This is a genomic window from Flavobacterium sp. TN-1, assembly GCF_052828645.1.
On sequence record NZ_CM128253.1, the window covers coordinates 2,870,517 to 2,884,558 of the forward strand.

The window sequence follows — 14,042 nt, forward strand, 5'->3', positions numbered from 1 at the left end:
AATTTTGCAATTAATTTTTTTTAAAACAACATAAAAATAAATATTTATGAGCTCATTTGACGTAGTTGTAATAGGTTCAGGTCCTGGTGGATACGTAGCAGCAATTCGTTGCGCACAACTAGGAATGAAAACGGCTATTATTGAAAAATATACCACTCTTGGAGGTACTTGTTTAAATGTAGGATGTATACCTTCAAAAGCATTATTAGCTTCTTCTCATCATTATGAAGAATTACAACACTTTGCAGATCACGGAATTGAAGTTTCAGGTGATGTAAAAATCAACCTTCAAAAAATGATTGAACGCAAACAATCTGTAGTAGATCAAACTTGTGGTGGCGTTAAATTTTTAATGGACAAAAACAATATTACCGTATTTCAAGGTGTTGGATCATTCGAAAACGCAACTACTTTAAACATAACAAAAGAAGATGGTTCTATCGAAAAAATTGAAGCAAAAAATACGATTATTGCTACAGGTTCAAAACCATCTAGTTTACCTTTCATCAAAATTGATAAAGAAAGAATTATTACTTCTACTGAAGCTCTAAAACTACCCGAAGTTCCTAAACACTTAATCATCATTGGTGGAGGAGTAATTGGTTTAGAATTAGGTCAAGTATACTTACGCTTAGGAGCTCAAGTATCAGTAGTTGAATTCATGGACAGAATCATTCCAGGCATGGACGGTGCTTTATCTAAAGAATTAACTAAAGTATTAAAAAAACAAGGCATGAAATTCTATACTTCGCACAAAGTAAAAGAAGTGTCTCGTAATGGAAATGAAGTAATTGTAAAAGCTGATAATACAAAAGGACAAGAAATTATTTTGGAAGGCGATTATGCCTTAGTAGCCGTAGGTCGTCGTCCTTATACAGATGGTTTAAATGCTGATAAAGCTGGTGTAAAACTCACAGAAAGAGGACAAATAGAGGTAAATAATCATTTACAAACATCCACTGCTAATATTTATGCCATTGGTGATGTAATTAGAGGAGCCATGTTAGCACACAAAGCAGAAGAAGAAGGTGTTATGGTAGCTGAATATTTAGCTGGACAAAAACCTCATATTGATTACAACCTAATCCCAGGAGTAGTATATACTTGGCCAGAAGTTTCAGCTGTAGGAAAAACAGAAGAACAACTAAAAACCGAAGGTAAAAACTATAAAGTTGGCAACTTTCCTTTCAAAGCACTAGGACGTGCTCGCGCAAGTGCCGACACTGATGGTTTTATAAAAATATTAGCGGATTCTACTACTGATGAAGTATTAGGAATACACATCATTGGTGCTCGTGCTGCTGATTTAATTGCAGAAGCTGTTACGGCTATGGAATTCCGTGCTAGTGCAGAAGACATCTCAAGAATGTCACATGCTCACCCTACTTTTGCAGAAGCAATCAAAGAAGCTGCTTTAGACGCTACTGGAAAAAGAGCATTACACATCTAATCTTATCATTATTACATAAAAATATCAAGATGGGTGTCTAAAAAGTACAACTTAAATACTTCGACAATATGTGATTTATCCCTTAGAATCGAAATAATAAAATTCTGTACTTTTAAGACACCTCATTCTTATCATCAAAAGCCTAAATAACTTATACGAAGATCGTTTTACTGTATACAGTTCTAAATAAAATCAATTCAATTTTTATCAGTAAATTTTGAATAAACACTTATAAAATTCTGTTTATTTACAAAAAATACAAAACAGATTAAAAGCTCCCTAAACAATACCTCTTAAAAATCAATAACTTACAAAAAAAACAAAAAAAAAGCCACAAAAAAGCTTGTTTATCTAAAAAACAGTCGTATTTTTGCACTGCAATTAAGCAATCACGGTCAAGTGATGGGGAGATACTCAAGCGGCCAACGAGGACGGACTGTAAATCCGTTGGGAAACCTTCGCAGGTTCGAATCCTGCTCTCCCCACTAAATATAAAAAAAGCTGTCATAAAGACAGCTTTTTTTATGCAGCAAAGAATCAAGAACAAAAGTTTTAAAGAATCAAGTGGATCAAGTCCAAAACCTGTGGATTTGACAAATTAGGCATATAAATTTGCAAGTCTAAAAAAAGATTGGACAATCTGAATAAGAAGAATTTCTGAAGGCTTTTATTTTTGCATTAAAAAGATTTCTCATTATATATTTATAGTTTATAAGGAGTTCTTGAATTTTATTTCTGCCGAAGCATTAAATACTCCTATTATCTCGAAATAATTGAAGACTGATTGACAATTAGAATCTATAATAAAAAAGGATAGATAAAAACCCATCCTTCTATTTTTTTACAGCTAAAAACATTATTAATCATGCGTTTATTTTATTTGATCAACTTAGATTCTAAAAATTCTATCCGTTTTTGTTGTTCTATCATATAAAGTGTTAATTCTTCTATTTTTTGTAATAACAAATTGGTCATTTCCCCTATTTGAAGGCCTTTTTCTTGAATTTCTTTAGCAGATGGGATATTAGGTAAATGGTTGTTTTCTTTAGTATATTTTTCAATTTCTGCCAGAGTAGGCATTTTATAATCAGCTTTTAAAATAGATTTTCCGTTATAATATTTTTCAAAAACATAATCTGCAGGTATTTTTTGATCAATACGTACCTCTTGTGCATGAATACTCCCTTTTACCGCAAGCATTTCATCTGGATTATTGGTACCAATTCCTATCTTTTTAAAAATTGCTGTCCCATTAACATCTAATTTTGCTGCAGGAATATTTGTTCCAATACCAATATTTCCATCAGAAGTTACTCGCATTCTTTCCTGATTAAATAAAGTATGAAATATTAAGTTCCCATCATTTCCATGAGTATACATTTCTACATCATTAGAAGTTCTTTTTAAACCATGAGAACTATTTCCTAAAAATAAACTTCCTCCTGTTCCATTTTCATTTCCAGACATAATTCCTCCTATAACCTGTAATCTTTCAGTAGGAGAATTGGTACCAATTCCTATTTTTTTATTAGGTAAAAAGGTCATATACGTATTATCCCAATCTTTACCTATAAAAGTATACGACAAGTCTAAATTTCCATTTAAAGCATTTCCATACGAACCAAATGCCATTGATATAGGTTTTCCATATTCACCAATCCAAAATGCCCTAGCCCATCCTCCTGTATAATTTTTAGCATACGTATCTACATCTAAGACAACTCCATATACAGGGTCTTCTAGTCCTATCTTAACATTATTAATAGTTTGTTGTCCTCTTATATTTTCAAATCCTGACAACAAAATGCCCACTATTAAAATCTTAAATCCTTTCATTTTATTTTTTACAATTTAATTATGCAACCGTTATTGTTTATAATTATTAAAATCTTTATACTCTTTATTTATATTGATTAAGCCATAAAAATCATATTGAATAAATTCACTTAGTTTTAAACCATTCAAGTACAGTGCTTGTTAGAATTATTAAACCATATTCTCTAACATTCTTTTATCATCATTTTTTATTTTATCATCATTTTTTATTTTATCATCTACATTATTTCTTATAGAATTTTACAACTACAAAAACCATAAAAGTTAATCTCCTAATTCTATTGATTTTAAATTAGCTTTTTCAATAGCTTTACTGATAATGCTACTCAAACTATTTTTATTAAAAATTAGAATAGCTTGTTCTGTAGTTCCTCCTTTTGAAGCTACTTTTTTAATTAATTCATCATTAGACAATCCAAGAGATGCTTTTAGACTTACTGCTCCTAAAAAAGTTTGATGCACTAACAATTCTGCCTCTGCATCAGAAAAACCTAATTCTTTTGCCGCTTGTATCATAGCATTCATAAAATAAAAAACATAAGCGGGTCCGCTACCTGACACGGCTGTTGCTGGATTTAACATTCCTTCATTTTCTACATAAATAGATTTTCCTGTAGTATTGATTAAATTTTGAATGATAAATAACTCTTTTCTATCTATTGTATCTGATGCTGAAAATACAGTCATCCCCTGCCCTATCTGAGTTCCTAAATTAGGCATAGAACGAACAATCTTGTTTACTTGTAATAAATTAGCTATTTTTTGAATTGAAACACCTGCCATTACAGATAGGACAATTATTTCTTTATTTAACTTATCACGTAAAACCTTTGCTACTTTCTCAAATTCTTGTGGTTTTACAGCTAATATAAGAATATCTATTTCTTCAGTAAAAGGAAAATGATCTGTAGAAAAATTATTTAAAGGAATTAAAAAACAATCTTCTCTTTTTGGCAATGTACGTGTATAAACAAAAATGTCTTCTTTTCTTATAAAATGAGATTTAACAAAACTTCCTGCAAAATTTTTCCCTAAATTCCCATAGCCTACTATTGCTATTTTCATTTTTATTATTTTTAAAATGGATATCTAAAAAGCAGTTACTTAACATTTAATTTATCTCTTCGACGACAGAAAAATCACGTTATGCAACTTGCTTCATTCATTTAATTCATTCGAGCTTCTCTTTTATTTAAATAAAAAATTTGTTAACTTTTAGGATATTTTATTTAAAAAATATCCAAACTTCCTTTTCCTTCTCGAATGATTTCGGGTTCTGAACCTGATAAATCTATTACAGTAGAAGCATAATTATCTCCATAACCACCATCAATAACTAAATCAACAATATTTTGCCATTTTTCAAAAATTAATTCAGGATCTGTCGTATATTCAATAATTTCATCTTCGTCATGAATTGATGTAGAAACAATGGGATTTCCTAATTGTTTTACAATTTCAATAGCTATTGTATTATCAGGTACCCGAATACCAACTGTAGTTCTTTTTTTAAATTCTTTTGGCAAATTATTGTTTCCAGGTAAAATAAAAGTATAAGGACCTGGTAAAGCTCTTTTTAAAATTTTAAAGGTAGTGGTATCTATTTGTTTGATATAATCAGATATATGACTTAAATCACTACAAACGAATGAAAAATTTGCTTTTTCAAGTTTAACTCCTTTTATTTTAGCTATTCGTTCTAGAGCTTTGGTATTAGTTATATCACATCCTAAACCATAAACAGTATCTGTAGGATAAATAATAAGTCCTCCTTCTCGTAGTACCTTAATAACTTTTGCTATTTCTTTTTCATTTGGATTTTGAGGATAAATTTTTAGAAATTGAGCCATATCGTTTTTATTAGCATTGTCAATTTAGTAAACTTATAAAATATAAGTTAGTCTAAATTTACTTTTTTTAGTTTCTATAAAAAAATAGAATATTAATTTGTTTAAATTTTTATTTTAAAAAAAGGCTTTCCTAAAGCTTCTTTTATCTAAGAATCGTTTATAGAAAATGATTTCCCATGGGTATTATAAATATTTCAGCAGTAAAAAGGTTGTCTTAAAATGTTCAGGACAACCTCTTTATTAATTATGAATTTATACTATTCTTCTTTTTGCCCCATCATCATCAAATAAGCTTTTAAAAACGAATCTAAATTACCGTTCATAACACCTTCTACATCACTGGTTTCATATTGTGTTCGAACGTCTTTAATTAATTTATAAGGGTGCATAACATAATTTCTGATTTGTGACCCCCATTCAATTTTCATTTTACTGGCTTCAATATCTGCTCTTTGTTCAAGACGTTTTTTTAATTCAATTTCATATAATTGTGATCGTAACATTTGCATAGCTCTTTCACGGTTATCATGTTGTGAACGAGTTTCAGAGCATTGAATTTGAATACCCGTAGGTTTATGCAATAATTGAACTTTTGTTTCTACTTTATTTACATTTTGTCCTCCTGCACCACTTGAACGTGCGGTAGTAATTTCAATATCTGAAGGACTTATTTCAATTTCAATAGTGTCATCTACGAGAGGATATACATAAACTGACGCAAAAGAGGTATGCCGTTTCGCATTACTATCAAATGGAGAGATACGAACCAAACGATGAACACCATTTTCACCTTTGAGGTATCCAAATGCAAACTCTCCTTCAAATTCTAAAGTAACCGTCTTAATTCCTGCTACATCACCTTCCTGAAAATTCAATTCTTTTACTTTGTATCCGTTTTTTTCTCCCCACATTAAGTACATACGCATAAGCATACTAGCCCAATCACAACTTTCTGTTCCTCCAGCTCCAGCTGTAATTTGTAATACAGCACTCATTATATCTCCTTCGTCAGAAAGCATATTACGAAATTCTATATGCTCTATGTGTTCTATAGTTTGAAAGTAAAGATCATCTAATTCTTCTTCTGTAAATTCACCTTCTTTATAAAAGTCAAATGCTATTTGAAGTTCATCTGTAAAATCAACAGCTTTATTATAATCTTCAACCCATTTCTTTTTAGAACGCAAATTTCTTACAATGGCTTCTGCTTCTTTGGCATTGTTCCAAAAATCTGGTGCAAATGTTTTTTCTTCTTCATTTGTAATCTCAATCATTTTAGCATCTATGTCAAAGATACCTCCTCAACGCACCTAGGCGTTCTATAATACCTTTAATTTGATCGGCATTTGTCATAATAAATTTCTATTTTTGGAGTTTTAAAAAAAAATTAAAATACTATTTTTGTATTTACTTGGAACATTATCTGTAAACATACAGAGTCATTTCCTCAACAAAAGTACCAATCCTTTTATAATTATGGAAATAAATTTGGTAAGTGATACCGTTACAAAACCTACACAAGAAATGTTACATGCTATGTATAATGCGAAAGTAGGTGATGATGTATACAAACAAGATCCAACAGTTAATGCTCTTGAAAGTAAGGTTGCTAATTTATTTGGAATGGAAACGGCTTTATTTTTCCCTTCTGGAACCATGGCTAATCAAACCGCAATTAAATTAAACACACAACCAGGAGACGAAATTATTTGTGATCGTTGGTCTCATATTTATTTATATGAAGGAGGAGGAACTGCTTTTAACAGTGGTTGTTCTCTAAACTTGGTTGAAGGATGTAGAGGAATGATAAATGCAGATCAAGTACGAAAAGCCATTAATGATCCTGAGTTTTATCATGCTCCAAAAACCAGTCTTGTAAGTATAGAAAATACAACTAATAAAGGAGGTGGTGCTTGTTATGACATTCAAACGTTAAAAGAAATAAAACAAGTTTGTATTCAAAATAATCTTAAATATCATTTAGATGGCGCTCGTATTTGGAATGCTTTAGTCGCTAAAGAACAATCACCTAGGCAATTTGGAGAATTGTTTGATACAATATCCGTATGTCTTTCAAAAGGTCTAGGAGCTCCTATAGGATCTTTATTAATTTCAGACGAAAAAACAATTCAAAGAGCATTTCGCATTCGTAAAATACTGGGTGGTGGTATGCGTCAATCAGGTTATCTAGCCGCTGCTGGTATTTATGCCTTAGATAATCATCTTGAACGATTAAAAATAGATCATAAAAGAGCACAAGAGCTGGCCTTAATGTTAAAACAATTACCTTGGGTAGCTTCTGTGGAACCTGTAGAAACAAATATTGTTATTTTCTCTATACAATCTTACTTAGACGAAAGAATGATCCTTGAAAAACTAAAAAGCAGAGCCATACATATAAGCTCAATGGGACAAGGAAAATTAAGAATGGTAACTCATTTGGATTATCGTCAAGTCATGCATGAGTATGTTTTAGATATACTTCCAAAAGTTGCTATGTAATTTTCTTAAAAAGATTTATAAACTTAGGTACTTAAGATTCGTTTTATTAGATTATTAAACAAATTTTCAATTTTACTATAGAATAATATTGATATAAAATTTATAAGTATAAAAACCGTCCAATAATTAAAGTATTTATGAAAAAAATCATAAAAGAGGCCTAAATGAATCAAATAAAAGGCATAGGAACTCTTTCCTAAAATTTGTACTATTTGAGTTGAAAGAAAGTTTCTAATAATAGTTTTTTCTTTTATTAAACCTATAAAAAGTGGTGTAAAGGCAAATAATGGGAAAAAAATAGTATTTATAATTTTACCAAGTAAAAGATCATTACCATACAATCCCTCTCCCGGTTTTAAATATACTAATCCCAAAAGGCCAATAGAAGTAAATAGAATTCCAATATAAGTTATATTAATCGTAAAAGAAACTTTATCATTCTTTTTTAAAAATAAGGCTAGATATATTCCCGAAAAAAATTCGAAAGATCGACCAAAAAAAGTAAAATCCAACATAAAGTTTATATCATTTCTATAAAATATTAGTCCTAAGATCATAAAAATAATAGGTAAAAAATAAATAGAAAATCCTTTTTTCTTAATAAAGATAAAAAAGAAAGGTGCTAATAAATAATTCAAGTTGCTAGTTAATTGATTTATTTAATTGCAAGCCAAAGACAAATAATGTAAGTTTTATTAGAAAACCTTCTAAAGTTATTGCATGTATAGTTCTTGGAAACATTTTTTTAATATCGCTTATTGTTGTTTCTACCCTTTTTCTCATTTTTAGTTTTTCATTTTTTTGTTCTAAAGTATCCATTCTTTTAGCATTTGATTTACGCTGAATTTTTAATGAAATACATCTTCTCTTATATACAGCATCCTCTAAACTATAATCAGTATAAGCACTATCTCCATATATTGAAGCCTCTACTGGTAATTTATCAATCATTTTTCCTAGTGCTTTTGCATCTGCTGTTTTTCCTGGTGTAAAATGAAAAGCTATTGGGATTCCATTTTTTGTGGTAGGTAATTGTACTTTAACTCCATAAAAATAATTTCGCATACTTGCTGTGTAACCTCGCCATTTTTCTTCTTTGAGGATTTTGCAGTTCGAAATCCTCATATTATTGCAAACAGCAACTGGAAATGAATCTATGATATACTGCATCTCACAGCATAAATCTTTAAAATATGAACTTATTATTTCAAATAACTCATAAAGCAAACTTCCAATCTTATGTAATCTTCTATTAAATCTACTCTTGTCAAGCATCTTTGGTATAAATCCATATTGTTTCATAAACTTTATAGCTGAACTATGATTTCCATAAAAGCTTGTTGATGACACAATCGCAGTTAAAATAATTTCACTATCGCTAACCTGTCTTCTTATATCTTCTGGATGTTCGATTCCTTTTAAAATATCATCAATTAAACAAAAAATTGATATAATTTTGTCTTTGCAAAGCATTGGTGTTGTTTTTTTGGTTCACAAAACAAAATTACTTAACCTTTGCTTTGTTTTTTATAAATATCAACTAGCAACTTGAATTAAATAAAAAAATTCCTCTACTGTTAACGACCAAGTCTGAGCAATTCCTGTAAATTTTAAATTATTAAAAAAACCCTTTATAAAGGTTATATTCAGCAAATATAATTTTATATTAAATGTATTCGTTTTATAGTAGATGTATAAAAAAGTAAACGTAGTTAAAATAAAAAAACTTGGATAAATTCTTGCGAATCTATTAATAAAATAAATTTTCCAATTTATTTTTTGATCATAATATCTATCTGCAATTAAAAATCCACTTAGAAAAAAAAATAATGTAACACCAATGTGCATTTCAGTAAAACAATCGTATAAAAAAGGGAATGATGTTCTTGTTGAAACAGGATTAAAATGATGAAAAAAAACCATACTGGCAGCTATAAAGCGTATTCCAGTTAAACTAGGATAATACTCTTTCATTTAGTTAGTCTTATTTGTTTTTATTTTAGTCAAAAAGAGTATCCCAAAAAAATCAACCCATTCATTTACAAAAGAGTATAAATTAGACAACAAAATAGTTGAAACAAATTACACAATACTAAAATATTCTACCATTATCGAAATAATAAACTAGACGTTGAATTGGTACTTTTTGGGACACTCTTCCCTTTTTATTTTAAATAACTCTTTATTAGCGTGAGTAATTAGGAGCTTCTTTTGTAATGGTTACATTATGGGGATGACTTTCACTTATACCACTTGAAGTAATTCGGACAAATCTTCCTTTTTCTTGTAATTCTTCTATAGTAGCTGCACCACAATATCCCATTCCTGCACGTAATCCTCCTATAAATTGAAGCATACTTTCATTTAGTTCTCCTTTATAAGGTACTCTCCCTACAATTCCTTCTGGAACTAATTTTTTTACGTCGTCTTCAACATCTTGAAAATAACGATCTTTAGAGCCTTCTTTCATAGCTTCTACTGATCCCATACCTCTATAAGATTTGAATTTTCTACCTTCAAAAATAATAGTTTCTCCAGGAGATTCTTTGGTACCTGCCAATAAAGATCCCAACATAACTGTAGAAGCTCCTGCTGCTATTGCTTTAGGAATATCTCCTGTATAACGAACTCCTCCATCCGCTATAACAGGAATCCCAGTTCCTTTTAGTGCAGCTGCCACTTCTAGAACAGCAGAAAATTGAGGAAAACCGACACCTGCTACTACTCTAGTGGTACAAATAGAACCTGGTCCAATACCTACTTTAACGGCATCAGCTCCATTCTCAACTAAATACAATGCTGCTTCTGGTGTTGCAATATTTCCAACTACTACATCAAGTTCTGGAAATTTATTTTTTACTTGTTTTAAGACTTCTACAACTCCTTTTGTATGACCATGTGCTGTATCTATAATAACGGCATCAACACCCGCATTTACTAAGGCTTCTGCTCTTTCTACAGCATCTACTGTAACACCTAAAGCTGCAGCTACTCGTAAACGTCCGTACTTGTCTTTATTAGCATTTGGTTTTTGAGTAAGTTTTGTAATATCTCTGAAAGTGATTAGACCTACTAATTTATTTTCAGCATTTACAACTGGTAATTTTTCTATTTTATTACCTTGTAAGATTTCTTCTGCTTTTTCTAAGGTTGTTCCTTCTGGAGCTGTAACCAAATTAGTTGAAGTCATCACTTCTACGATACTTCTTTGGTTATTCTTTTCAAAACGTAAATCTCTATTTGTAACAATTCCTTCTAGCTTTCCATTTTGATCTACTATTGGAATCCCTCCTATGCCATATTCTCTCATAGCATTTTTAGCATCTCCTACATTTGCTGTAAGGTTTAATATTACAGGATCAAGAATCATTCCGCTTTCTGCTCTTTTTACTTTACGAACTTCTGCTGCTTGTTGCTGAATTGACATGTTTTTATGCAAAACTCCTATTCCTCCTTCTCGCGCCATAGCTATAGCCATTGCACTTTCCGTAACGGTATCCATTGCAGCGGAAACAACTGGTAGGTTTAGGCTAATGTTTCTAGTAAATTTTGTTTGAATACTTACTTCTCTAGGAAGTACTTGTGAGTAGTTAGGAATAAGCAATACATCATCGTAAGTTAGTCCTTCACCGATAATTTTAGTTGTGTGTGCGTTCATTGCAATTTACGATTAAATTGCGAACAAATATAAGAATTTAAGTGTAACTTTTATCAATTATTTTTTTTCCTCTAAACAGTAAGAAAATATTTCTAAAATTATTACAAAAAAAGAAGTATGGATATGTAAAATAACCGCCTAGCATTCAACTTATTCTTTTATCATCTTCAAGACCAGAAGATTGTAAAATTTCAAGATGAACTTCCATTAAAATATTTTCAAAGTAAAAAAAGAGGATGTCTAAAAAAAATAATCTATAATTCGTTTATTCATTCGATTTTAATAAGAGTATACTTTTTTTTCGAATAAAATAAAGTTAAATAACAAGATTCTTAATTTTTAGAGAACATCCTCTTTAGGTTAATCAACTTAATAATTTAAGAACTTAAATTATTAAGCTTTTTTTTCTGCTTTTTTCGTGCAACATGCTTTTTTATCAGTACATGCTTTTTTATCTCCTTTAGAACAAGTTTTTTCCATTTTTTCTTTCTTGTCTTTTTTCTCTTCTTTTACTTCTTGTGCAAATACGCTAGAAGAAAATACAAATGCTACTAATGCTACTGATGAAATTAGTTTTTTCATAATAAAAATTTTAAAAGTTATTTTTTTTGTTTTAAATAAATTTACCTGCTAAAACTCTTAATTAAAATATTACATAAATTTAGTTTTAAAGCCTAGAGGTAATATAACAAGTTTCCGATGTCCTACTTATAATAGTAGTAATAGTAACTTGCTACAAGATCAAATATACTATCTAAAATAGTAGAAAAATGCTTCTTTAACATAACTTTATAAGATTTTATCTTTTATCATTTTTATAATTTCATTTTTTTGAAGTAATCCTGATTGACGGCATATAGGTTGTCCTCTTTGAAAGAGTATTAGAGTTGGAACTCCTCTTATTTGATATTTTCTTGCTAATTCTTGGTTTTTATCTACGTCTATTTTTATTATATCAATTTCATTTCCTAATATTTCTTTTACTTCTTTTAAAATGGGAGCTAACATTTGGCAAGGGCCACACCAAGTAGCAAAAAAGTCAATTAATACAGGTTTATCTTTATTAATAATATTTAAAAATGAATCATTCATCTTTTTTATCTTCTAATTGAATTTGACAAGTGTTTGAGGTACATCCCAAATTAAAAACTGCTTGAAATAAAAAGAATATTGCAAATCCTAAAAAAATCCACTGATGAGTTTCGAATGCTTGGAATATTAAAAAAACTCCTAATGCTAAACGAAAAAAACGGATTATATTCCAATTTAAAAAAAATCGTTTCATATCTAAATTTAGTAGGTTTTACTCTTACAGACAAAATCAGTTCTTGGAAGATCAGTTTTGGAAATAGCTGTGAAACCTCCTTCTATTTCTGTAAAATTTCGATAGCCTCGGGCTTGTAGTATTGATGCTGCAATCATACTACGATAGCCTCCTGCACAATGTATATAAAAATGTTCATTAGGATTAATACTACTTATCCAATCATTAATATAAGCAAGTGGTTTGTTGTAAGAGTCTTCTAGATGTTCTGCTTGGTATTCGTTTTCTTTACGAACATCAATGATTTTATCTGTTTTAAGATTTACTTTTTGAGCAAATTCTTCTGCTTTTATTCTATTAATCTGGTCTGTTTCTTTTTCTGATTCTTTCCACGCATTAATTCCTCCTTTTAAATACCCTAAAAGATTATCAAAACCTACTCTACTAAGTCTTATTATTGTTTCTTCTTCTTTTCCTTCTTCACAAACTATAAGAATAGGTTGATTTACATCTGCAATAAGTGTGCCTACCCAAGGAGCAAAATCTCCTGTTATACTTATATTAATGGACTGAGGTATATGACCTAAACAAAATATGGAAGGAGGTCTTGTATCTAGAACAATTGCTGCTTTTCTATCTGCTAAATCGTTAAATTCTTGGGCAGACAAAGATCTCAAACCATTATTTAGTACTTTTTCAAATGCTGTATATCCTTTCTTATTCATTGCTACATTCATTCCAAAATATGCAGGAGGAGGAGTTAATCCATCTAAAACCTCAGCAACAAATTCAGACTCTTTCATATCAAAACGAAGAGCGTAATTATTATGTTTTTGTTGTCCTATTGTAGAAATAGTTTCTTTACTCATATTTTTACCACAGGCACTACCAGCTCCATGGGCTGGATATACTATTACATCATCAGCAAGTGGCATAATTTTACTTCTTAATGAATGAAATAATGTTGCTGCTAATTTTTCTTGTGTCATATTAGCTGCTTTTTGTGCTAAATCAGGTCGTCCCACATCTCCAATAAAGAGAGTATCTCCTGAAAAAATAGCATGATCTTTTCCATTTTCATCTATTAATAAATAAGTTGTACTCTCCATAGTATGACCTGGGGTATGTAAAACCTTAATAGTAATATTACCTACTAAAAATGTTTGTTCATCTTGCGCGATGATTGCGTCAAACTCTGGTTTCGCAGTGGGACCATATATTATAGGCGCTCCTGTAGCTTTACTCAAATCTAAATGTCCTGAAACGAAATCAGCATGAAAATGAGTTTCAAAAATATATTTTAAAACAACATTATCTCTTTTAAGACGATCTAAATAGGGTTGTACTTCTCTCAAAGGATCCACAATTAAGGCTTCACCATTTGAAGTAATATAATAGGCACCTTGGGCTAGGCAACCTGTATAAATTTGTTCTATCTGCATTATTATCAATTTGGTTTACAAAAGTACTATTTATTTTTAT

At 30.1% G+C, this 14,042-nt stretch carries 14 protein-coding genes and 1 tRNA gene; 3 read left to right on the forward strand and 12 right to left on the reverse strand.

The genetic code is table 11. From position 1 onward, the window contains the following. Nucleotides 1-46: 46 nt before the first annotated feature. Complete coding sequence (gene lpdA / locus ACUXZJ_RS12995) at nucleotides 47-1,450, forward strand: dihydrolipoyl dehydrogenase (protein WP_060382416.1); 1,404 nt, start codon at nucleotides 47-49, stop codon at nucleotides 1,448-1,450. A 404-nt stretch (nucleotides 1,451-1,854) separates the two neighbouring features. Continuing rightward, a tRNA-Tyr gene (locus ACUXZJ_RS13000) sits at nucleotides 1,855-1,935 on the forward strand. A 391-nt stretch (nucleotides 1,936-2,326) separates the two neighbouring features. Here ACUXZJ_RS13000 and ACUXZJ_RS13005 read toward each other — a convergent pair. The 4 genes from ACUXZJ_RS13005 to prfB form a co-directional block, all read right to left on the reverse strand. Continuing rightward, a complete protein-coding gene (locus tag ACUXZJ_RS13005; protein ID WP_063743833.1) occupies nucleotides 2,327-3,286 on the reverse strand; it encodes a hypothetical protein in 960 nt (319 codons plus the stop codon). A gap of 264 nt (nucleotides 3,287-3,550) precedes the next feature. Beyond that, nucleotides 3,551-4,351: a pyrroline-5-carboxylate reductase gene (gene proC, locus ACUXZJ_RS13010; protein WP_063743832.1), complete on the reverse strand. Its 801-nt coding sequence runs from the start codon at nucleotides 4,349-4,351 to the stop codon at nucleotides 3,551-3,553. A 164-nt stretch (nucleotides 4,352-4,515) separates the two neighbouring features. Beyond that, complete coding sequence (locus ACUXZJ_RS13015; RefSeq protein WP_063743831.1) at nucleotides 4,516-5,136, reverse strand: L-threonylcarbamoyladenylate synthase; 621 nt, start codon at nucleotides 5,134-5,136, stop codon at nucleotides 4,516-4,518. Between the two features lie 257 nt (nucleotides 5,137-5,393). Beyond that, nucleotides 5,394-6,489, reverse strand: a protein-coding gene (gene prfB, locus ACUXZJ_RS13020; protein ID WP_123862016.1) for a peptide chain release factor 2 whose coding sequence is annotated in 2 segments (ribosomal slippage) — nucleotides 5,394-6,425 and nucleotides 6,427-6,489 — 1,095 coding nt in all. Because the reading frame shifts where the segments join, the coding sequence is not laid out codon by codon here. Between the two features lie 123 nt (nucleotides 6,490-6,612). Here prfB and ACUXZJ_RS13025 point away from each other — a divergent pair. Beyond that, nucleotides 6,613-7,638: a threonine aldolase family protein gene (locus ACUXZJ_RS13025; RefSeq protein ID WP_060382421.1), complete on the forward strand. Its 1,026-nt coding sequence runs from the start codon at nucleotides 6,613-6,615 to the stop codon at nucleotides 7,636-7,638. Nucleotides 7,639-7,661: 23 nt separating this feature from the next. On the opposite strand, the gene ACUXZJ_RS13030 is transcribed toward ACUXZJ_RS13025, so the two are convergent. The 8 genes from ACUXZJ_RS13030 to ACUXZJ_RS13065 all read right to left on the reverse strand — a co-directional run bounded on the left by ACUXZJ_RS13030 (nucleotide 7,662) and on the right by ACUXZJ_RS13065 (nucleotide 14,002). Beyond that, the gene (locus ACUXZJ_RS13030; RefSeq protein WP_060382422.1) at nucleotides 7,662-8,276 is read right to left on the reverse strand and encodes an acyltransferase family protein; all 615 of its coding nucleotides are present in this window, start codon (nucleotides 8,274-8,276) and stop codon (nucleotides 7,662-7,664) included. 4 nt (nucleotides 8,277-8,280) lie between these two features. Beyond that, entirely contained in the window at nucleotides 8,281-9,111 is an 831-nt protein-coding gene (locus ACUXZJ_RS13035) for an IS982 family transposase (protein WP_060382423.1), read from the reverse strand. Between the two features lie 63 nt (nucleotides 9,112-9,174). Then, entirely contained in the window at nucleotides 9,175-9,612 is a 438-nt protein-coding gene (locus ACUXZJ_RS13040) for an acyltransferase family protein (protein ID WP_060382424.1), read from the reverse strand. Nucleotides 9,613-9,823: 211 nt separating this feature from the next. Beyond that, on the reverse strand, nucleotides 9,824-11,296 hold the full coding sequence (gene guaB / locus ACUXZJ_RS13045; protein ID WP_060382425.1) for an IMP dehydrogenase: 1,473 nt from the start codon (nucleotides 11,294-11,296) through the stop codon (nucleotides 9,824-9,826). 393 nt (nucleotides 11,297-11,689) lie between these two features. Next, nucleotides 11,690-11,878, reverse strand: coding sequence for a hypothetical protein (locus ACUXZJ_RS13050; protein WP_060382426.1), 189 nt, complete (start codon nucleotides 11,876-11,878; stop codon nucleotides 11,690-11,692). Between the two features lie 207 nt (nucleotides 11,879-12,085). Next, entirely contained in the window at nucleotides 12,086-12,388 is a 303-nt protein-coding gene (gene trxA, locus ACUXZJ_RS13055) for a thioredoxin (RefSeq protein WP_060382427.1), read from the reverse strand. After that, the gene (locus ACUXZJ_RS13060; RefSeq protein ID WP_060382428.1) at nucleotides 12,381-12,581 is read right to left on the reverse strand and encodes a hypothetical protein; all 201 of its coding nucleotides are present in this window, start codon (nucleotides 12,579-12,581) and stop codon (nucleotides 12,381-12,383) included. The genes trxA and ACUXZJ_RS13060 overlap by 8 nt, the downstream gene beginning before the upstream one ends. 8 nt (nucleotides 12,582-12,589) lie before the next feature. Further along, a complete protein-coding gene (locus ACUXZJ_RS13065; protein ID WP_060382429.1) occupies nucleotides 12,590-14,002 on the reverse strand; it encodes an MBL fold metallo-hydrolase in 1,413 nt (470 codons plus the stop codon). Nucleotides 14,003-14,042 lie beyond the last annotated feature (40 nt).